Genomic DNA, 20,797 nt, shown 5'->3' with positions numbered 1-20,797 from the left:
TGCATCGCAGGGTTTCATCGGGGAAGTCGGTGCGGCTTCGTAACCGGATATTGCCGTCCTGCCGATGCTGCTCGACCCTCGGTCCCGCCGATCGGTATAATGGCGCTGCCAAAGTCGGAATCAGGCGGTGCCGGTTCCGCCTTCCTTCCGTCAGCCTCCAGGATCGTGAATGCAAGCCCGCCAATTGGAAGTCTTCTGCATGCTGATGCGCTGTGGAACGGTCACCGGGGCGGCGGCGATGCTGAACATTTCACAGCCGGCCTTGAGCCAAATCCTGCTGCACGCCGAGGATCAGCTCGGCTTCAAGCTGTTCGACCGGGTGCGCGGGCGTCTGGTGCCGACGCAGGAGGCCAACGAACTGTATCCGGAGGCCGAGCGGATTTTTTCGGAACTCGGCGCCTTGCGCCGGCGAACGGTCGACATGCGCCATGGCCGCACCGGTCTGGTCCGTCTCGCCGCTTCGCCCGCGCCCTCCATGTCCATTGTTCCGAAGGCGCTGACCGCATTTCGTGAGGCCCATCCCGACATCGTCGTGCGGTCGCTGGTCGCGCCGGTCGCCAGCATTCTGGACATGCTGCGCAGCGGCGACGTTCTGCTGGGGGTGGCGATGAACGACATGCCCCACCACGATCTTGATGTCGAGACAGTCGGATATGCCGAACTGGTCTGCCTCTTGCCGGAGGGACATCGGCTGGCCGAACAGGCTGAACTTGGATTTGCCGATCTGGTGGAGGAAACGCTGATTTCCTACCGCGTGGACACGCTGCCCGGCCGGCTTCTGGCCGGGGCGGTCGATGCGGAGTGCGGCGTTTATGCCCCGGCGGTGGAAATCGACCTGTCCATCACAGCGCTGCCCTTCGTACGCGAGGGGATCGGCGTGGCGGTCGTCGATGGGCTCCTGCCGTGGAACCAGTTCTCCGGAATCGTCCAGCGGCCCTTCCGCCCGAGCATCCGCGTGCCCATCACCATCCTGACCAGCAAGGAGCGTCCGCTGTCGGGCAGCCACGAATTAATGCGCGAATGCCTGCGCCGGGCTGCCCGCGCTCTGGAGCCCGGTGGTTCCTGACGGACCGGTCTCCGGTTAGAAATCGGCGACCTTGCCGGCGGCAAATCCGGCGAAGCGGTCGGGGTGATAAGGCTTGGGGTCGACGATCGTCGCCTGGTCGGTTATGAGGTCGGCGATCAGGTGGCCGGCGCCGGGGCCGATGCCGAAGCCATGGCCGCTGAAGCCTGCCGCCAGGATCAGGCCGGGCAGGCTGCCGACTTCACCGATGGCGGGAACGCCGTCGGGCGTGCTGTCGATGTAGCCGGCCCAGGCGGCGGTGACCGGCGCGCCCTTCAGGCCGGGCAGCAGCGCCATGGCCCGTTCATGGGTGAGACGGATGGTGCCGCGGTCCGGCTTGGGGTCCAGAACCCGCACCCGCTCCATCGGGGTTGGGCGGTCGAGCCGCCAGCGTCGCAGCGTCTCGTGGCCGGAGCGCACACCCTCCAGCCCGCCGGGCATCAGGCTGCGCCAGCGGCGGCTGAACATCGGCATGAATTGCGGCGCGAAGCGGATCTGCTGCATGGTCGGATCGACGCGCCCACGCCCGCTGATCGCCAGCGTATGGCCGCCGTCGCCGCGCCGGGTGACCGACACCGCGGCGGTGTGCAGGGCGTCGGGAAGACCGGACGGGCTGGGGCCGACCGACAGGATCGACGACCGGATCGACGCGAGCGGGAAACGCACGCCGATCTGGTGGCAGAAGGAGGAGGCCCAGGCCCCGCCCGCCAGGACCACCAGCTTGGTGCGGATCGTGCCCTTTTCGGTGACGACGCCGCTGACCCGCCCGCCGCTGGTTTCCAGACCGCGCGCGGCGCAGCCCTGATGCACCGTGCCGCCCAGCGCCATGATCGCCCGCGCCACGGCGGGAGCCGCACGGGCGGGATCGGCGATGCCGTCCGACGGCGAAAAGACGCCGCCCTTCCAGGGGCGTCCGGTGGCCCGGCCGCGCTCGGCGGCTTCGGCGCCGTTCAGCATGTGGGTGGTGACGCCGACCGACCGGGCGAAGTCGCGCCAGCGCGCCCAGCCCGCCAGCTCCTGGTCGTCGTTGCTGAGATAAAGCAGGCCGCAGCGGCTGAAGCCGGTGTCTTCGCCGCTCTCGGCGGCAAAACGCTCCCATAAATCCAGGCTCTTGGTCGCCATCGGCAGTTCGCGTGCGTCGCGATTCTGCTGCCGGCACCAGCCCCAGTTGCGGCTGGACTGCTCCGCCCCGACCTGCCCCTTCTCCACCAGAGCCACTGACAGGCCACGCCGGACAAGGAAGTAGGCCGCCCAGACGCCTACGATGCCGCCGCCGATCACGACGACGTCGGTCTGACCGGGCAGGTTCGGGGAGGACGCGATAGTTTGCAGTGGGGCTGGCATTGGAAGGATCTCCGATTTCGGCGTTGCGCCATCTAGCCATGCCACGCGGCCCGGTAGGCGCTGCTTTGGCCGATTCAACGGCATTATCTTCTGTCGTTGCCGCAGGACATGATGCTTTGTTCTGTCGGGGACCCGCGTCTTGGCCATCGACAGGCAGGCAGTGCGTGCTAAGCTCACCTGGTCCGATCGGCAGAATTTTCTGCTGTCGTTTTCCGTTCCTTGCCCTCGAACCGGATGGGTTCCCCATGAAGCTGGACCGCATCGACATCAAGATTCTGCATCAGCTCCAGAAGAACGGCCGGATCACCAACGTGGAGTTGGCCGAGCTGGTGAATCTGTCGCCCAGCCCCTGCCTGATGCGCGTCAAGAAGCTCCAGGCCGAGGGCTACATCGAAGGCTACACGGCGCAGATCAACGTCAGCAAACTCGGCCAGACCCTGACCGTCTTCACCGAGGTGACGCTGAAGAACCATCGGCAGGTCGATTTCGCCCGCTTCCTGGCTGCCGTCAAGAAGATCGAACAGATGCTGGAATGCCATCTGGTGTCGGGCGGCTACGACTACATGCTGAAGTTCGTCACGTCCGGCATTGGTGAGTATCAGGAGATCATGGAAAAGCTGACGGACATGGACATCGGCATCGACAAATACTTCAGTTACGTCGTGCTGAAATCGCCGATCGTGCGGGCGCACATGCCGCTGACCACGCTGTTTCCGATGTGAGGACCGTCGCGGCGGAACCGCATCCCCCGCGCGGCGGCGAACCGCGCGGGGGGCAGGCCGGTCAGGCCACCCGCATCCGGTCGGCGTCGATGTCCAGCGTGTCGAGCCATGTCGGATCCAGCTTCGGAACCGACGAGAACAGCAACTGCGAGTAGGGATGCTGCGGCTGCTGCCGGGCCGAGGGGATGATGGTCTCGACCGCCTGCCCGCGGTACATCACGATGATCTCGTCGCAGATCGCCTCGATCACCGACAGGTCGTGGCTGATGAAGACATAGGATAGGCCAAGTTCGCGCTGCAGTTCCTTCAGCAGGTCGATGATCGTCGAGGCGACGACGGTGTCGAGGGCCGAGGTGATCTCGTCGCACAGGATCAATTTCGGTTCGGCGGCAAGCGCGCGGGCGAAGTTCACCCGCTGTTTCTGGCCACCCGACAGCTCCGCCGGAAGGCGGTGGCGCAGGGCACGGGGCAGGCGGACCATGTCCATCAGCGCGTCGATGCGCGCATCGCGGGCCTTGCCGCGCAGGCCGTGATAGAAGGTCAGCGGGCGGCCGAGAATATCCTCGATCGACTTGGCCGGGTTGAGCGCCGTGTCGGCATGCTGGAAGACGATTTGAAGGTCGCGCAACTGCTCGCGGCTGCGCTGGCGGGCGCTGTGCCACAGCTCCCGTCCGTCGAACTGGATGTCGCCGTTGCAGGCCGGCAGGATGCCGGCGATGGCGCGCGCCAGGGTCGATTTCCCACAGCCGGACTCCCCGATGATGCCGAGGTTGGTGCCCCGTTTCACCTGCAGGCTCACCCCCTTGACCGCGAGGGCCAGCGGTAGCCCGTTCGACTGCGGCGGGCCGTAACCGGCGCTCAGCGTCTTGATTTCCAGCAGCGGGGAGGCATCGGTGGCAAAGGCCTCCGCCGCGGCAACCCGCCCGCCGGTGTCGGGATGGAAGGCGTGCAGCAATTCCTTGGTGTAGGGATGGGTCGGGCGCGTCAGGATGTCGTTGACGCTGCCCGTTTCCTGCACCTCTCCGTGGCGCAGCACCATGATGCGGTCGGCGATCTGGGCGACGACGGCAAGATCGTGGGACACATAGACACAGGCGATCCGGCGCTTGTTGGTCACCGCCTTGAAGGCGCGCAGCACTTCGACCTGGGTGGTGACGTCGAGCGCCGTGGTCGGCTCGTCGAAGATCACCACCTTGGGATCGCCGATCAGGGCCATCGCCGCCGCCAGCCGCTGCAGCTGTCCGCCCGACACCTGGTGCGGGTAGCGGTCGCCGATGCTGTCGGGATTGGGCAGCGACAGGGCGCGGAACAGGGCGACCGCACGGCGGCGGGCCTCGTCCGGCGGCATCAGCTGGTGGATCCGCGTCACCTCGATGACCTGATCCATGATCGTCGCCGCCGGGTTGAAGGCGGCCGCCGCACTCTGCGGCACATAGGCCACGACCGTGCCGCGCAGGGCCGCCCGCTGCTTCTCCGACAAGGTCACCATGTCATGGCCGTCGACCCGCACCGTGCCGCCGGAAATCCGGCAGCCGGGGCGAGCGTAGCCCAGCAGCGTCATGGCGGCGGTGGTCTTGCCGGACCCGCTTTCGCCAATGAAGGCGACGGTTTCGCCGGCGGCGATGTCGAGGTCGATGCCCTTCAGGATTTGGATCCAGCGGCCGGAATCGGTGGTGGCCTCGACCGTCAGGCCGCGGATTTCGACGAGGTTCGTCATCAGGAGGCACTCCGGTCCCGGATCTTCCGCGGAAGATTGTCGATCAGCAGATTGACGCTGATGGTCAGGGTGGCGATGGCCAGCGACGGCACGATCACCGCGGGCGCTGCGAAGGGCAGGCCGCCGATGTTCTCGCGCACCAGCGCGCCCCAGTCGGCGTAGGGCGGCTGGACGCCCAGACCCAGGAAGGACAGGCCCGACAGCAGCAGCACGATGAAGACGAAGCGCAGGCCCAGATCGGCCAGCACCGGACCGACGATGTTGGGAAGGATCTCCGACCCGATCAGGTAGGGCAGCTTTTCCCCGCGAATGCGGGCGACCATCATGAAATCCATCGTGTCGATGTTGACCGCCAGCGACCGGCTGAAGCGGTAGGCGCCGGGGATGTAGATGACCGACAGGGTCAGGATCAGCACCGGGATCGACGATCCCACCGCCGCCACCACCATCAGGCCGAACAGCTTGCTGGGGATCGAATTCATGGCGTCGAGCACCCGGCTGACCACCATGTCCACCGGCCCGCGCAGCACGGCGGAGGTCATGCCCAGCACGACCCCGGTGAAGCAGGCGATGGCGACCGCGGCCAGCGAGATGCCGACGGTGTAGCGGGTCCCGTAGATGATGCGGGACAGCATGTCGCGGCCGAGATAATCCGACCCGAGCCACAGGCCGGGCCGCATCGGGCCGAAGTAATCGAAGTCGATCATATCCCCCACGGAGTGGGGGGCGATGTAGGGAGCGAACAGGGCAACCAGCGCCCAGAACAGAACCACGCAGAAACTGACCAGGCCTACCGGATTGATCCTGTAGCCGGACCATGTTGCGAGGGAACCGGTGGAGGTGTGTGTCTTCATCGGAGCCTCGGGTTCGACAGGATGGCGACGATGTCGGCGGCGGTGATCAGGATCAGATAGCCTACGCAGAAAATCATCGCGCAGGACTGGATCAGCGGCAGGTCGCGGGTGGACACCGCGTCGACCATCAGCTTGGCAATGCCGGGATAGTTGAAGATCGTCTCGACGATGATGACGCCGCCCACCAGATAGGACAGCGACAGCGCCACCGCGTTGGAGATCGGGCCGAGCGCGTTGGGCAAGGCATGGCGCAGGACCAGCCGGGGGCGGGACGCGCCTTTCAGCAGGGCCATCTCGACATAGGGCGTGTTCAGCGTTTCGATCACGGCGGCCCGGCTCATGCGGATCATCTGCGCCGAAACCCCGAAGGTCAGCGTGATGACCGGCATGGCATAGGCCCGCAGCAGCCCGGAGAAGCTGTCGACATTATAGGTGAAGGACAGGGCGGGCAGCCATTTCAGGTAAACCGCAAACACCAGGACGGCCAAGGTCGCCAGCACGAATTCCGGAACCGAGATGATGCCGATGGTGGCGACGGTGACGACGCGGTCATACAGCGTGCCCCGCCACATCGCGGCGGTGATGCCGAGCGTCAGCGCAAGGGGAACCGATATCAAGGTGGTCAGGCCGGCAAGCTTCAGCGTGTTGAGCAGCCTACCGGCGATCAGCGACGACACCGGCATATGGTTGGCGTAGGAGGTGCCGAGATCGCCCTGGAACAGCCCGCCGATCCAGTAGAAGAAGCGCAGCAGGGCCGGTTCGTCGAGATGCATGGCCGTGCGCAGGCCGGCGATCGCCTCCGGCGTCGCCGCCTGACCCAGCAGGATGGTCGCCGTGTCGCCGGGCAGCAGCGTGGTGGCGAAGAAGACTGCGAAGGACACGATGGTCAGCGTGACCAGCGCAATGAACAGCCGGCCGAGGATGAGGGAGGGAACACGTGATGTCATGCCTGGCCTCCGCATGGTGAGGCGCCCCCGGAGGGCTTGCCCAGTCGGGCGGCGACGAGAGGGGCCACGGCGGACCGGGGCGGCCGGACAGCCGCCCGCCCCGTCCCGCCGACCCACTGTATCAGGCAGCCAGCCAGACATACTCGGCAAACGCGTAGCCCATCATGCCGCCCAGCGGGTTGGGAGCGAGGCCCTTCAGCTTGTCGGTGATGGCGTCCACGTTGGAGATGTAGGCGGGGATGATGGTGCCGGCTTCCTCGGAGATCATCACCTGCATCTGGTCGTACAGTTCCTTGCGCTTGGCCCAGGCGAGCGTGCCGCGCGCTTCGAGCATCATTTTGTCGAACTTCTCGGACTTGTACTGGCTCTCGTTCCACGGCGCTTCGGAGGCGTAGAGGAGGGAGAAGAGGATATCCGGCGTCGGGCGCGGGTTGATGTTGCCGAAATGGATCGGGGCCTTCAGCCAGTAATTGCTCCAATAGCCGTCGGACGGCACGCGCTGGACGTCGAGCTTCATACCGATGTCGGCGCCGGCGGCCTGGATCACCATGGCCATGTCGACGGCGGATGAGGCGGCGTCCGACGTGATGACCGGGATGGATTGTCCCAGCACGCCCGCCTTCTTGAACAGGGACTTGGCGCGTTCCGGGTCGAATGCCTTGGGTTTCAGCGCGGCGTTGTGGAAGGGGCTGGACGGGGACACCGGCTGATCATTGCCGACCTCGCCGAAGCCGCGCAGGGCGGATTTGACGATCTGCTCGCGGTTGACGAGATATTTCATCCCGTCGACGAAGTCCTTGCGGCTGCCCGGCTCCATGTCCAGCCGGATGTTCAGGTCGGTGTAGTTGCCCGACGTCGTCTTGGACAGGGAGAAGCCCTGCTGCCCGTCGACCAGCCGGGTGGAGCGCGGGTTGATCGCCGCGGCGAGGTGGATGTCGCCGGACAGCAGCGCGTTGACGCGGGCGTTGTCGTCGCTGATCGCGAAAAACTCGAAGGAATCGACGTTCGGGCCGCCCTTCCAGTAATTCGGGTTGCGCACGCCGATGGACCGCACGCCCGGCTCGAAGCTCTTGCAGATGAAGGCGCCGGTGCCGTTGCCCTTGGAGAAGTCGGTGGTGCCGTCGGCCACGATCATGAAGTGATGCGTGGCCAGGATGGTCGGCAGGTCGGCGTTCGCGGTCGCCAGCGTGATGGCGACGGTGCTCTTGTCCACCGCCTTGATGTCCGTCATCTGGGAGGCGATCTTCGCGACCTTGGACCCGACGGCCGGATCGAGATGGCGCTTCAGCGAGAACACCACATCGTCGGGGGTCAGCGACTTGCCGTCGTGGAAGGTCACGCCCTTGCGGAGCTTGATCGTCCAGGTCTTGGCGTCTTCGGTATCGACCGATTGGGCCAGTTCCATCTGCGGGATGCCGGCCTTGTCGAGGAAGGTCAGGCGGTTGTAGAAGGCACAGCAGCGGACATAGTCGGTCGACAGCGACGCCTTCGCCGGGTCCAGCGTGTCGGCGGTGGATGACGACCAGCCGGCGGCCTTGAGCGTGCCACCCTTCACCGGCTCCTCGGCAACCGCGGCGTCGGCGCGGCCCACAAGGAGGTTGGCGGCGGCGAGCGACACCCCGCCCGCCATCAGCATCTTGAGCAGATCGCGGCGGTTGGCCCCGCGCCGTATGGCGCTTTCGACCATGCTGTCGTCGATCCGGGACCAGCTATCAGGCGTCTTTGTCATGCTAGCCTCACTCTGTTCGTGTGTTGTCTGTTTTTTATTTTTTGGCGCACTCCGGTTTGGTCCGGTTACGCGGAGACGGTCTTCGGCGTAGCGGCGGCATCGACCGCATCCGCCAGTTCCGCCATCGAGCGGAAATGGAAATCCGGTTCGGTGAATTCGGCGGGCTCGATGGTGCCGCCATAGCCCTTCTGCGCATGCCGCCGCTGGATCCAGCAATTTTTCATGCCGAGGCGACGCGAAACGCCGACGTCGTGATACTGGCTCTGGGCGACGTGCAGGATGTCGTCCTTGCTGCCGCCGTCGCGCTCGACGAAGTCGAACACCTGCTGGAAGAAGGCGGGGTCGGGCTTCTCGACGCCGGTGTCGTCGGCGGTGAAGCCGGCATAGAATGGGTCGCCCAATTCGCGGGAGAAATGGGTGAAGGCCCAGCGCCGCGCATTTGTCATCGCGATCAGCTTGTAGCGCTTGGCCAGACGGGCCATGGCGTCCCTGCTGTCGGGGAAGCCGGCCCAGGACGCTGCGGAATCGCGCAGGCGTTCACCGTACTGCGTGCCGGCGGGCAATCCCAGCTTCGGCGCGATGACCGAATAGACCCGCACCAGATCGTCGGGGAATAGGTCGGTGGCGTCGGTGTAGCGCGCTTCGCGGTAGAGGGTCAGCGCCGCTTCGCCGTCCACCGTGGTTCCCGCCTCCGCCGCGATTTCGGCGAGGCAGTCCTTGATGCCGCCTTCGAAGTCGATCAGCGTGCCGACGACGTCGAAGGTCAGATATTTGAAATTCAGCAGACTCTTGGGCAACGCACCAACTCCTCATCAAGGACCGCGTGGGAACCGTGTCGGTTCGGCGGAGCGTTTCAGGTTCGGCGGCATCGTCCGCCGGGTTGTCTCTGGAGGTGGCCCCTCTGGAGAGTGTCCAGAGTTCCGGTCTTCTGTCCCATCCAGTGTGGTCTAAGGGCTTGACGCCTGTCTCTGAATATCGGTGTCGGACAGCAGAAAATGCTGGATACGGGGGTGTTCACGGATTCTTGCGCGGACGCCCCCTTTTTCGCCTATCGCATCGCCCGGCGGATGTCGGGATCCTCAAGTGTCTGGTCGAGCGTTTGGGCTGTGTGCTCCAGGATCGCATCGATGTCGTCGTCGGTGCAGCAGAGCGGCGGGGCATAGCCCAGCACACCGTTCCCGAAGGCACGGATGACCAGCCCGTTGCTCCAGGCGCGGTCGAAAATCCGCCGGGACGGCTCGGCGGCGGCCGGCAGCGGGGTCTTGCGGTCCTTGTCCACCACCAGCTCGATGGCGGCCAGCATGCCGCGTCCGCGCACATCGCCGACCAGCGGATGGTCGCGCAGGGCATGCAGTCCGGCCATCAGCCGCGCGCCCGCCTTGACGCCGTTGGCCAGCAGGCCGTCCTCGTACAGCCGCAATGCCTCCAGCCCCACCGCGGCACTCACGGGGTGGGCGGAATAGGTGTAGCCATGGCCGACCGCGGCGGCTCCGGCAGCATCGGCGATGGTGGCATAAACCGCGTCGGACAGGAAGACGGCGCCCATCGGCACATAGCCGGAGGTCAGGCCCTTCGCCGTGGTCATCAGGTCGGGAACCACGCCGTCGTCGGTGCAGGCGAACAGCGGGCCGGTGCGGCCGAAGCCGGTGATGACCTCGTCGGCGACGAACAGGATGCCCAGGCTGCGGCAGCGGTCGCACATCGCCTTCATCCAGCCGTCGGGCGGAACCAGGACGCCGCCGGACCCCTGGATCGGTTCGGCATAGAAGGCCGCCACCCGCTCCGGCCCGCCGATCTCGGCGATCTTGGCGTCGAGCGCGGCGAGCGAGGCGGCGATGATCGCGTCGGCATCGTCGCCGACCGGGTTGCGGTAGGCGTAGTGCGACGGAATCTTGTGCTGCCAGTCGAACGGCACGCCGAAGCCGGCATGGAAGGCGGGCAAGGCGGTCAGCCCGGCGCCGACGGTGGAGGAACCATGATAGCCCTGCTCGATCGAGATGAACTGGTCGCGCTGCGGCTGGCCCTTGGCCTGCCAGTAGTAGCGGATGAAGCGGATGGTGCTGTCCACCGCGTCCGACCCGCCGAGCGTGAAGAAGACATGGTTCAGGTCGCCGGGAGCGCGTTCGGCCAGCGCCGCCGCCAGCCGGATCGCCGGTTCGCTGCCGAGCCCGAAATAACCGGTGGCGTAGGGCAGTTCCTGCATCTGGCGGGTGGCGGCCTCGACGAGGCTCTTCTGTCCATAGCCGGCATTGACGCACCACAGGCCGGCGAAGCCATCCACCAGGCGGTGGCCGGACGTGTCGGTGAGGGTGGCCCCGGAGCCGGAGGCGATCACCCGGACGCCGGCCTTCTCATGGCCGCGGTAGGATGCGACGGGATGCACCAGATGGGCACGGTCGAGTTCGATCAGGGAATTGCTGAGCATGGTCCTCTCCGGATCAGCCGAGTGCCTGGCTGGCGAGCGCGAAGGTCGAGATGGGGGGGGCCGCTGCGGCCGCCGATGCTGTTGGGGCGGCGCGGCGCATGGCGATACCGCCGCCGACATGGCGAAGACCACAGTCGGCCAGCCAAGGGCCGAGGCCGGTGTCGGCGGTGGTGTCCACCCGCAGGAATTTGCCGGGATTTGCGGCGATGATCGGACCGATCAGGGCCTTGGCGCCGTCCACATCGGGTGCCACCACTGGGCCGATGACTTGGCCGCGGCCGAAGTCGCGCAGGGCGGCGAAGCCGACAGGAGCGCCGTTGCGACGCAGCAGCGTTAAGGAACCACGCTCGGCGAACCGCTCCAGCAGCTGGCTGCGGTCGGCGCCGAAGGCCTGCCGGTCGAGGGCGGCGATGGCGGCGCGGTCGTCGGCGCCCGCTGGGGTGGCGTCTTCCGTCGCAAACAGCGCAACCGGACCGCCTTCTCCCTGGTGCTGAAGGACCGTGCCAACCTCGCGGAAACCCAGTTTTTCGTAGAGCGGCAGCCCATCGGTCGTGGCGACGAGGCGCAGGGGGCGGTCTCCCGCGAGAGCCATGGCCTCGTCCATCAGGCGGCGGCCAAGGCCCTGCCCGCGCCAGCCTTCATCGACGATGACCATGTTGATGGTGGCGGCATCCTCGCCATAGGGGGTCATCAGCACCGTGCCGACCACCTGCGCACCGTCCGGCGCCTCCGCATCCACAGCGACAAGCCCCTGGCTGAGCGCGAGGGTCAGGGACCAGTCTTCCAGACGGTGCGGCCATTGCGCCTGCCGCGACAATGCCAGCGCATCCTTTAGATGCTTCGGTTCGAAAGCCAGACAGTGAACCGTTCTTTTGGAAACCGTATTCTTGCTCATGGGCAGTCCTTTCACCCTCTGCCTCAAGAGTGGGCGCACCGCTCCCGGACGTTCGTCTGAAGGCGACGCCCGCCGCGACATCTTCCACCTTTGCTTCGGCGGCCGGCCGCATCTTATGCCGTGGCGGAGCGCTTGGACCCGGTTCCGACCCGGCTTTGGGGGCGCGAGCGCCGCTCAGCTCCCAACCAAATGCTGAGCGTCGAGACGGAAACGGAACTTTGTGCTTTCGCGCCGGGCAATTCGGTCAGGCCCGGCATTGCGACGAGGCTAGGATCATGTGGCAGGGCGAGATCGCGCCCCAATCCATTCCCCCACCGCCCCATCCCGAGGAAGCAGCCATGAGCCAGTTTCGGCCGAAATACGTCACCTTCGATTGCCACGGCACGCTGATCAACTTTCAGATGGCCGAAGCCGCGCGCGATCTGTACGGGTCGATCCTGGACGAGGCGCGGATGACGGAGTTCATCAAGAACTTCGCCGCCTACCGGCTCGACGAGATCATGGGCGATTGGAAGCCCTACGCCGAAGTCGTGCAGAATTCGCTGGAGCGCACCTGCAAGCGCAACAATGTCGTCTTCCGCGACGAGGATGCGCGCATGGTCTATGAGCGGGTTCCGACCTGGGGGCCGCACCCGGACGTTCCGGCCGGGCTGGCGAAGGTCGCCAAGGAAATTCCGCTGGTCATCCTGTCCAACGCCATGAACGACCAGATCCCGTCGAACGTGGCGAAGCTGGGCGCGCCCTTCCACGCCGTTTACACCGCCGAACAGGCGCAGGCCTACAAGCCGCGATTCAAGGCGTTCGAATACATGTTCGACATGCTCGGCTGCGGGCCGGAGGACATCCTGCACTGCTCCTCCTCCTTCCGCTACGACCTGATGTCGGCGCATGATCTGGGGATCCGCAACAAGGTGTGGGTCAACCGCGGCCACGAACCGGCCAACCCCTATTACGGCTATACCGAGATCCGCGACATCTCCGGCCTGCCCGGCGTGGTCGGGCTGTAAGGGACGCATTTCACGGTTCAGGCTGCAATGGGAAGGACCCAGGTCATGAAATTCGTCTCCTACTGGCACGACACCGCTCCCGCCTTCGCGGGCGGGGCCGAGGGGGCCGCAGAGGCCGTTGAGGGCCAATATGACGTCGCCATCGTCGGAGGGGGCTTCACCGGCCTGGGTGCCGCCCGCCAACTGGCCAAGGCCGGCGCGCGGGTGATCGTGCTGGAGGCCGGCCGCATCGGCGGCGGGGCTTCGGGGCGCAACGGCGGGCACCTCAACAACGGTCTGGCGCACAGCTTCATCGCCGCCAAGACCGCCTTGGGGACGGAGCGCGCGATCGCGCTCTACCGCGCCTTCGACCAGTCCATTGACACGCTGGAAGCGCTGATCGCCGAGGAGGGGATCGAGTGCGATTTTCGCCATGCCGGCAAGTTGAAGCTGGCCTCCAAGCCGGCGCATTTCGACGCCATCGCCCGCAACTTCGAGGTCGTGCACCGTGAGGTCGATCCCGACACGGCGCTGCTGAGCGCCGAGGAGTTGAAGGGGGAAGTCGGCTCGCCCTTCCATGGCGCGATGCTGTCGCGCAAGAGCGCCATGATGCACATGGGCCGCTTTGTCGTCGGGCTGGCGGATGCCGCCAAGCGGCATGGCGCGGTGCTGGTGGAGAACGCTCCGGTCGGCGCCATCACCCGCTCGGGCGACCGCCACATGCTGTCCACCCCGCGCGGAACGGTGACCGCCAAGGAGGTGCTTGTCGCGACCGGCGCCTACACCACGCCGAATTTCAGCCATTTCCGCCGCCGCATCATCTCGGTCGGCAGCTTCATCATCGCCACCCGGCCGCTGAGCGACGACGAGGTGGCGTCGGTGGTGCCCGGCAACCGCACCTACGTCACGTCGATGAACATCGGCAACTACTTCCGCCTGTCGCCCGACCGGCGACTGATCTTCGGCGGCCGGGCGCGCTTCTCGGCAAGCTCGGACCAGCAGTCCGACGCCAAGAGCGGCGCGATCCTGCGGGCAAGCCTTGCGAAGATCTTCCCGCAGATCGCCGGCGTTGACATCGATTACTGCTGGGGTGGGCTGGTGGACATGACCAGCGACCGCTACCCGCGCGCCGGCTATCACGACGGGCTGTGGTACGCCATGGGCTATTCCGGCCACGGGGCGCAGCTGTCCACCCATCTCGGCATGACCATGGCCGACGCGATCCTGGGGCGGGAGGACAAAAACCCGTTGAAGGGGTTGTCCTGGCCCGCGGTGCCCGGCCATTTCGGCAAGCCCTGGTTCCTGCCTCTGGTCGGCCTGTACTACAAGGCGCTCGACCGCATTCAGTAATCGTCGGAAAACAAAAGGCCCGGCGGAAGTGCTTCGCTCCTGCCGGGCCTTTTGTTGCGCTTCGGCGTCAGCCCAGCCCGCCGATGTGGAAGGTCTTCAGCTCCAGATATTCCTCGATCCCCACCTGCGCTCCTTCGCGGCCCAAGCCGGACTGCTTGACGCCGCCGAAGGGGGCGACCTCGGTGGAAATCAGGCCGGTGTTCAGCCCGACCATGCCGGCCTCCAGCGCTTCGCCCACCCGCCAGGACCGCGCGAGGTTCTGCGTGTAGAAATAGGCGGCGAGTCCGAAGGGCGTGGCGTTGGCGAGCGCGATGGCCTCCTCCTCCGTCTCGAAGCGGAAAAGCGGAGCCACCGGGCCGAAGGTCTCCTCGTGGGCGAGCAGCATGTCGGTGGTGGCATCGGTCAGCACCACCGGTGCGACGAACTGCGGACCATCCGCAGCGACAACGGCGGAGGACGCGACGCGTGCCCCCTTGGCAACCGCGTCGGCGACGTGGCGCTCGATCTTGGCGACGGCGGCGGCGTTGATCATCGGGCCGATGGCGACCCCCGGTTCCAGCCCCGATCCCACCCGCATGGCGTTGACGCGGGCGACCAGACGGTCGCGGAACGCCTCGTAGACGCTCGCCTGCACCAGGATGCGGTTGGCGCAGACGCAGGTCTGCCCGCCGTTGCGGAATTTGGACAGCAGGACGCCTTCCACCGCTTGGTCGAGATCCGCGTCGTCGAACACGATGAAGGGCGCATTTCCCCCCAGTTCTAGGCTCAACCGCTTGATGCCGTTGGCGGCCCCGCGCATCAGCAGGGAGCCGACGCGGGTGGATCCGGTGAAGGAGATCTTGCGGACGGTCTCGTTCGCAAGGAGTTCCTCGCCTATGGCCTCCGGCCGGCCGGTCAGGATGTTGATGACGCCGGCCGGAATGCCCGCCCGCTCCGCCAACACGCCGAGCGCCAGCGCCGAGTAGGGGGTGAAGTCCGACGGCTTGATGACCACGGTGCAGCCGGCGGCCAGCGCCGGAGCCACCTTGCGGGTGATCATGGCGTTGGGGAAGTTCCACGGCGTGATGATGCCGCAGACGCCAACCGGCTCCTTCAGCACGACGATGCGGCGGTCCGGGGTGGGGGAGGGGATGGTGGTGCCGCCGATGCGCCGCGCCTCTTCGGCGAACCATTTGACGAAGGACGCGCCATAGCGGATCTCGCCGCGCGCCTCGTCCAGCGGCTTGCCCTGCTCGAGCGTCAGGAGGCGGGCCAGATCCTCCAGATTCTCGATCATCAGGGCATGCCAGCGCTCCAGAAACGCGGCGCGGTCGGCATGGGTGCGCCGCTTCCAGGCCGGGTAGGCTTCGGCTGCGGCAGCGATGGCGTCGCGGGCGTCGGTTCCGTCCATGTCGGGAACGCTGCCGAGGGCACGGCCGGTCGCCGGATTCTGGACATCGATGGTCCGGCCGGCCGCCCCGTCGCACCAGCGCCCGCCGATCAGCCCCTGTTCGCGGAACAGGGAGGGGTCCGTCAGGTGATGGGTCATGATCGTGTGTTTTCCGCTGCGGGTATTCTTGAAAGGGCCGGTATCACGACAGCGCCGACAGCACGGCGGCGGTGATCGCGTCCGTCCTGTCCTTGCCGGGAACCGTGCCGATGCCGCGTCCGGTGGTGTCGCCCAGCGCCGCCATCACGCGGTCGGCGGCGGCCTTCTCCCCCAGATGCTCCAGCATCATCGCGCCGGACCAGATGGCGGCGATCGGATTGGCGATGCCGAGATGGGCGATGTCGGGGGCGGAGCCGTGCACCGGCTCGAACATCGACGGTGCCTTGCGGTCGGGGTTCAGGTTGGCCGAGGCGGCGAAGCCCAGCCCGCCCTGGATCGCGGCCCCAAGGTCGGTGAGGATGTCGCCGAACAGGTTGGAGGCGACGACGACGTCCAGGCTTTCCGGCGCCGTCACCATGCGTGCAGCCATGGCGTCGACGTGATAGCTGGTGACCTCGACGTCCGGGTGTTCGGCGGCCAGCTGGCGGGTGATCTCGTCCCAGAACACCATCGAATATTTCTGCGCGTTCGATTTGGTGACGGAGGCCAGCTTGCCACGCCGGGCGCGGGCCTGGGCGAAGGCGAAGCGCAGGATGCGCTCCACCCCCATGCGGGTGAAGACGCCGGTCTCCACCGCCACCTCATGCGGCGTTCCCTGATGGATGCGTCCGCCGGCGCCGGCATATTCGCCCTCGGTGTTCTCGCGGATGCACAGGATGTCGAAGCCGCCGCGGCGCAGCGGCCCCTCCACCCCCGGCAACAGCCGGTGCGGGCGGACGTTGGCATACTGGTCGAACGCCTTGCGGATGGGCAGCAGCAGCCCGTGCAGCGACACCGCGTCCGGCACCTCCGCCGGCCAGCCGACGGCGCCCAGCAGGATGGCGTCATACTTGCGCAGCATGTCGATGCCGTCGGCCGGCATCATGACGCCGGTTTCCTTGTAATGGGCGCAGGACCACGGCAATTCGGTGCCGTTCAGCGCAAAGCCGGACTGCTTCGCCGCGGCCCGCAGGACTTCCCAGGCGGCATCGACCACGGGATGCCCGATGCCGTCGCCCTTGATGATCGCAATGTTGTGGGTTTTCATCGAACGTCCCTCACCTGCTTTGATTGGATTACAGGCCGATCAGCACGCTTTTGCTGCGGCGGTTGGCGAGATAGGCTTCACGCCCCAGATCCTTGCCGATGCCGGAGCGCTTGTAGCCGCCGGTCGGCAGGATGTGGTCGCGCGAGCGGCCATAGCGGTTGACCCACACCGTCCCGGCCTGCAGCCGCCGGGTCAAGCGGATGGCGCGCGACAGGTCGCGGGTGTAGAGGCCGGCGGCCAGCCCGTAGGTGGGATGGTCGGCCATCGCCATCGCCTCCTCCTCGCTGTCGAAGCTCTGCACGGTCAGCACTGGGCCGAAGATCTCCTCCGTGACGGCGGGGGAGGTCTGGTCGACACCGGCCAGCAGGGTCGGCGCGTAGAAATAGCCGTCGCCGTCCATCGGGCCGCCACCGGTCAGGCACTCCACCGATCCGGTCAGCGAGGCGGTGACGATGGAATGGATGCGGGCGCGCTGCCGTTCGGAGATGATGGGGGAATAACGGGCTTTCTCGTCCCAGGTCGGACCGGGGCGGACGGCGCGCATGTGGCCCAGGATCCGCTCGATCAGCGGTTCGGCCACCGATTTTTCGACCAGCAGGCGCGATCCGGCGACGCAGGCCTGTCCAGCGTTGGACAGCACGCTGGTGGCGATGGATGCTGCGGCCTTCTCCAGGTCGGCGTCGGCGAAGACGATCTGGGGGCTCTTGCCGCCCAGCTCCAACGTCATCGGCTTGACGCCGCTGCGGGCGATGTCGGCCATGATCGCCGATCCCGCCGCCGTCGATCCAGTGAAGCTGACCTTGGCGATGCCGGGATGGCGGGTGATGGCGGCGCCGGTCGTCGGGCCGTCGCCCTGGACGATGTTGATCAGCCCGGCGGGAACGCCCGCCTTCACCGCCAGCTGCGCCAGCAGGACGGTGGAGAAGGGCGTCATCTCCGACGGTTTCAGCACCACCGCGTTGCCGGCGGCCAGCGCCGGGCCAAGCTTCCAGCCCGCCATCGACAGGGGGAAGTTCCACGGCGTAATGGCGCCGACGACGCCGTAGGACTCCGTCATCACCATGCCGAAGCTGCCGTCTTCGGTGGGAGCGAGGTCGCCGCCCTCCTTGTCGGCGAATTCGGCGAAGAAGCGGATCTGTTCGGCCGTCACCGCCACGTCGCCGGTGACCAACTGGCCGACCGGACGGGTGGAGGACAGCGCCTCCACCTTCGCCAAGGTCTCCGCCTCCTCCTCGATCAGGGCGGCCCAGCGCTGCAGCACAGCGGTGCGTTCCCGCGGGCGCACGCCGCCCCAGTTGCTGGATTTCAGGGCGGCCTGCGCCGTGGCGACCGCCTCGTCGACGAGGTCGGATGAGGCCACCGGACAGTCGGCATAGGCCCGTCCATCCGACGGGCGGTGCATGGGCAGCCCGCCCTCCATTGCGATGGCCGCCGGAATCAGGCGGTCACCGATGAAGTGGCCGATGGGCAGCGGCAGGCGGTCCGGGTCGAAGGACAGGCTCATGACACGCCCTCAGGTGATGGTGACGTAGATCTTACGGACCGTCTCGATGGTCTTCCACACGCCGGTGAAGCCCGGCTTCATCACGAAGCTGTCGCCCGCCCGGTAAACCACCGGCTCCCCGGCGTCCGGGGTGATCTCCACGACGCCGGACAGGATGTGGCAGAACTCGAAGGTCTCGCCCTTGATCGAACGAGTTTCACCCGGCGTTGCTTCCCACACGCCGGTCTTGATGGTGTCGTCCTTGGCGGCGTCCTGCGCCCAGGTCTTGAAAGCGGGCGACCCGGCGATCAGCCGTTCCGGCATCGGGGTGGACTCGCGCGGGGCGAAGGTCGGGGTGGGGTCGATGGTCTTCAGCAGCGACATGGAAGAATCCTTGTTGGTGAGCGGCTGTGCCGCTGGGAGCGAAACGGGCGCCGGCGTCAATAGCCGCGCTTGCGGTCGACCAGCCCGATCGGGTCCTGCCCGGCGAAATGCCGGCGAAGGTTGCCGATGACCGCGCGCGCGGCGCCGTCCGGCTGGGTGACGCTGGCGATGTGCGGGGTCAGCACGATGTTCGGGTGGGTCCAGAAGGGATGGTCGGCCGGCAGCGGCTCCGGATCGGTCACGTCGACCACCGCGCCGGACAAGTGACCGCTGTCGAGCGCGTCCAGCAGCGCCGCATGGTCCAACTGCAGTCCTCGCCCGGTGTGGACCAGCGCGGCACCTCTGGGCAGCTTGCCCAGCAACTCCGCATTGAGGAACCCGCAGGTGTCGGAGGTCAGCGGCAGCAGGACGATCAGGATGTCGGTCTCGGCCAGCATCGCGTCGAGGCCGTCCGTGCCGTGATGGCAGGTCACGCCGTCGATGTCGCGCGGCGAGCGGCTCCAGCCCGCCAGTGGGAAACCGAAGGGTTTCAACCGCTCCAGCACCGCCTGCCCCAGCACGCCCAGCCCCAGAACGCCGACCCTACGTTGCGCCGCCTGTGGCTGGGGCAGGGGACGCCAGACGTGCTCCGCCTGCTGGGCGCGGTAGGCCGGAATCTGGCGATGCAGGGTCAGCACGGCCAGCGTGGCGTATTCCTGCATCATCCGGACGATGCCGTCCTCCACCATGCGCACGACCTTCACATGGGCGGGCAGCGCGGCCATGGTGAACTGGTCCACCCCGGCCCCGATTGAGAAGACGATTTCCAGATTGCGGTAGCGGGCGAGGTTGTCCGGGATGGTCCAGGTCAGCAGGTAGCGCACGGCATCGGGATCGACGCCGGTCGGATCCATCGAAAAGGGCAGGTCCGGCAGCTCGCGGGCAAAGGCCTTGGCGAAGACGGCGCCGCGCGCGGCATCCGAATTGAACAGGAAGGTCATCAGCGTTCCTTTGGCGATGCGCGGCAATTTTGAATTGCTGTCAAAGACGGCAGCGCTGGCCCAGCGCCTCGATCATCGACTGGCAGGCGTTCAGTTCCTCCACGAGGATGTGTTCGTTGGGACGGTGCGCCCGCGCGATGTCGCCGGGGCCGCAGATGATCGCGTCGATCCCGGCGGTCTGGTACAGCCCGGCCTCCGTGCCATAGCTGACGGCGGCCTGCGGCTCCTGTCCGGTCAGTTCCTCCAGCAGGCGGGCCAGGGGCGAGCGGGCTGCCAGGAACAGGGCGGGATAGGCGCCGGTCTGCGTCCAGTCGACGGCGAAGCCGCGCTCCTCCAGCCGCTCTGCCGCTTCGCGCACCGGCTCCAACAGGGTGACGGGGTCGATGCCGGCGATGGCGCGGGCTTCGAACTCGGCGGTGCAGGCATCGGGAATGATGTTCACCGCAAGCCCGCCCTGGATGGTGCCGACCTGCAGCGAGGAGTAAGGCGGCTCGAACACCGAATCCAGGGGCCCCTGGGTCAGGCGGTCGGCCTGGGCGACGGCGGCGGTCAGCGCGTCGGCCATGGCGTGGATGGCGTTCAGCCCCTGGTCGGGGCGGGAGGAATGGCCGGAGCGTCCGCGCACGGTCAGCCGGGCAGCGGCCTTGCCCTTGTGGGCGCGGACGGCGCGCAGGCCGCTCGGCTCCCCGACGATGACGCCCAGCGGCGGTGCGCACAGGGCGGGCAGATGCGGCAGAAGATGCGGCGCGCCCTGGCAGCCGGCCTCCTCGTCATAGGTGAAGGCCAGATGGATCGGCCGGGCCAGCGGGGCGGCGGTCAGGGCCGGCAAAGCCGCCAGCGCCGCCGCGATGAAGCCCTTCATGTCGGACGTGCCGCGCCCGTAAAGCCGGTCGCCGTCGGCGCGCATCCGGAACGGATCGCTGGTCCATTCGGGTTCGGTGGCGGGAACCACGTCCATGTGGCCGGACAGGACATAGCCCGGAACCATCGCCGGACCGATGGTGGCGAACAGGTTGTACCGGTCGCCCTCCGGCCCCGACAGAACCCGGACGCGCACCCCGGCACCTTCCAGAACGCCGCGAATCCCGTCGACGATGGCGCCGTTCGGGGTTCCGACGACGGAGGGAAAGGCGATCAGGTCCTTGAGGATGTCGATCACGGTCATGGCGGCCTCACCTTGTCCCATGCTGCGCGCCACGGGCGCGGGGAGTCGTTTTCGGGTTCGCCGCGGTGTGCGGAGAAGGGTGGCGGCCTTGGCGGCTGCGACAGTGATGATCTTAGCGGGCGGGCGCTCCATTCCATG

18 protein-coding genes are annotated in these 20,797 nt (G+C 67.1%); 4 read left to right on the top strand and 14 right to left on the bottom strand.

Going from position 1 to position 20,797, the window contains the following annotated elements:
• Nucleotides 1-169 precede the first annotated feature (169 nt).
• The gene (locus tag ACCD06_RS22510) at nt 170-1,066 is read left to right on the top strand and encodes a LysR family transcriptional regulator (RefSeq protein WP_413343645.1); all 897 of its coding nucleotides are present in this window, start codon (nt 170-172) and stop codon (nt 1,064-1,066) included.
• A gap of 15 nt (nt 1,067-1,081) precedes the next feature.
• Here the strand turns inward: ACCD06_RS22510 and ACCD06_RS22505 are convergent, their stop codons facing one another.
• Complete coding sequence (locus ACCD06_RS22505; RefSeq protein WP_413343643.1) at nt 1,082-2,407, bottom strand: NAD(P)/FAD-dependent oxidoreductase; 1,326 nt, start codon at nt 2,405-2,407, stop codon at nt 1,082-1,084.
• Nucleotides 2,408-2,652: 245 nt separating this feature from the next.
• Here ACCD06_RS22505 and ACCD06_RS22500 point away from each other — a divergent pair, with 245 nt between their 5' ends.
• Nucleotides 2,653-3,129: an Lrp/AsnC family transcriptional regulator gene (locus tag ACCD06_RS22500; RefSeq protein WP_085086154.1), complete on the top strand. Its 477-nt coding sequence runs from the start codon at nt 2,653-2,655 to the stop codon at nt 3,127-3,129.
• 61 nt (nt 3,130-3,190) lie between these two features.
• Here ACCD06_RS22500 and ACCD06_RS22495 read toward each other — a convergent pair whose 3' ends face one another.
• From ACCD06_RS22495 to ACCD06_RS22465, 7 genes are all read right to left on the bottom strand, one after another.
• Nucleotides 3,191-4,846, bottom strand: coding sequence for an ABC transporter ATP-binding protein (locus ACCD06_RS22495; protein ID WP_413343640.1), 1,656 nt, complete (start codon nt 4,844-4,846; stop codon nt 3,191-3,193).
• Nucleotides 4,846-5,700, bottom strand: a complete 855-nt coding sequence (locus tag ACCD06_RS22490) for an ABC transporter permease (protein WP_413343638.1) — start codon at nt 5,698-5,700, stop codon at nt 4,846-4,848. Before ACCD06_RS22490 ends, ACCD06_RS22495 begins: the two co-directional genes overlap by 1 nt.
• On the bottom strand, nt 5,697-6,647 hold the full coding sequence (locus tag ACCD06_RS22485; protein ID WP_413343636.1) for an ABC transporter permease: 951 nt from the start codon (nt 6,645-6,647) through the stop codon (nt 5,697-5,699). Before ACCD06_RS22485 ends, ACCD06_RS22490 begins: the two co-directional genes overlap by 4 nt.
• A gap of 121 nt (nt 6,648-6,768) precedes the next feature.
• Nucleotides 6,769-8,376, bottom strand: coding sequence for an ABC transporter substrate-binding protein (locus tag ACCD06_RS22480; protein ID WP_413343634.1), 1,608 nt, complete (start codon nt 8,374-8,376; stop codon nt 6,769-6,771).
• 65 nt (nt 8,377-8,441) lie between these two features.
• The gene (locus tag ACCD06_RS22475; RefSeq protein ID WP_413343632.1) at nt 8,442-9,173 is read right to left on the bottom strand and encodes an HAD-IA family hydrolase; all 732 of its coding nucleotides are present in this window, start codon (nt 9,171-9,173) and stop codon (nt 8,442-8,444) included.
• Between the two features lie 251 nt (nt 9,174-9,424).
• Nucleotides 9,425-10,801, bottom strand: coding sequence for an aspartate aminotransferase family protein (locus tag ACCD06_RS22470; RefSeq protein ID WP_413343630.1), 1,377 nt, complete (start codon nt 10,799-10,801; stop codon nt 9,425-9,427).
• A 13-nt stretch (nt 10,802-10,814) separates the two neighbouring features.
• A complete protein-coding gene (locus tag ACCD06_RS22465; protein WP_413343628.1) occupies nt 10,815-11,696 on the bottom strand; it encodes a GNAT family N-acetyltransferase in 882 nt (293 codons plus the stop codon).
• Nucleotides 11,697-12,034: 338 nt separating this feature from the next.
• On the opposite strand from ACCD06_RS22465, the gene ACCD06_RS22460 reads away from it, so the two are divergent.
• A complete protein-coding gene (locus ACCD06_RS22460; RefSeq protein WP_413343626.1) occupies nt 12,035-12,703 on the top strand; it encodes a haloacid dehalogenase type II in 669 nt (222 codons plus the stop codon).
• 45 nt (nt 12,704-12,748) lie between these two features.
• Nucleotides 12,749-14,032 carry an NAD(P)/FAD-dependent oxidoreductase gene (locus tag ACCD06_RS22455; protein ID WP_413343624.1) on the top strand — a complete coding sequence of 428 codons (1,284 nt, stop codon included), beginning with the start codon at nt 12,749-12,751 and terminating at the stop codon, nt 14,030-14,032.
• 67 nt (nt 14,033-14,099) lie between these two features.
• On the opposite strand, the gene ACCD06_RS22450 is transcribed toward ACCD06_RS22455, so the two are convergent.
• Genes ACCD06_RS22450 through argE form a run of 6 tightly spaced genes read right to left on the bottom strand, consistent with a single transcriptional unit; the run spans nt 14,100 to nt 20,659 of the window.
• Nucleotides 14,100-15,560, bottom strand: a complete 1,461-nt coding sequence (locus ACCD06_RS22450; protein ID WP_109072793.1) for an NAD-dependent succinate-semialdehyde dehydrogenase — start codon at nt 15,558-15,560, stop codon at nt 14,100-14,102.
• A 43-nt stretch (nt 15,561-15,603) separates the two neighbouring features.
• Nucleotides 15,604-16,647 (bottom strand): tartrate dehydrogenase, encoded by a 1,044-nt coding sequence (locus tag ACCD06_RS22445; RefSeq protein ID WP_109072794.1) that lies wholly within the window; start codon nt 16,645-16,647, stop codon nt 15,604-15,606.
• Between the two features lie 28 nt (nt 16,648-16,675).
• Nucleotides 16,676-18,151: an aldehyde dehydrogenase family protein gene (locus tag ACCD06_RS22440; protein WP_413343622.1), complete on the bottom strand. Its 1,476-nt coding sequence runs from the start codon at nt 18,149-18,151 to the stop codon at nt 16,676-16,678.
• A 9-nt stretch (nt 18,152-18,160) separates the two neighbouring features.
• Complete coding sequence (locus tag ACCD06_RS22435) at nt 18,161-18,514, bottom strand: cupin domain-containing protein (RefSeq protein ID WP_136702733.1); 354 nt, start codon at nt 18,512-18,514, stop codon at nt 18,161-18,163.
• 56 nt (nt 18,515-18,570) lie between these two features.
• Nucleotides 18,571-19,494, bottom strand: a complete 924-nt coding sequence (locus ACCD06_RS22430) for a 2-hydroxyacid dehydrogenase (protein ID WP_109072797.1) — start codon at nt 19,492-19,494, stop codon at nt 18,571-18,573.
• Nucleotides 19,495-19,534: 40 nt separating this feature from the next.
• On the bottom strand, nt 19,535-20,659 hold the full coding sequence (argE, locus tag ACCD06_RS22425; protein ID WP_413343619.1) for an acetylornithine deacetylase: 1,125 nt from the start codon (nt 20,657-20,659) through the stop codon (nt 19,535-19,537).
• Nucleotides 20,660-20,797: the final 138 nt, after the last annotated feature.

Source organism: Azospirillum sp. CT11-132 (genome assembly GCF_047302835.1).
In the GTDB taxonomy this organism is placed as follows: domain Bacteria; phylum Pseudomonadota; class Alphaproteobacteria; order Azospirillales; family Azospirillaceae; genus Azospirillum.
Note: the sequence above shows the minus strand (reverse complement) of the source record. Positions and strands in the feature narration are given on the sequence as shown.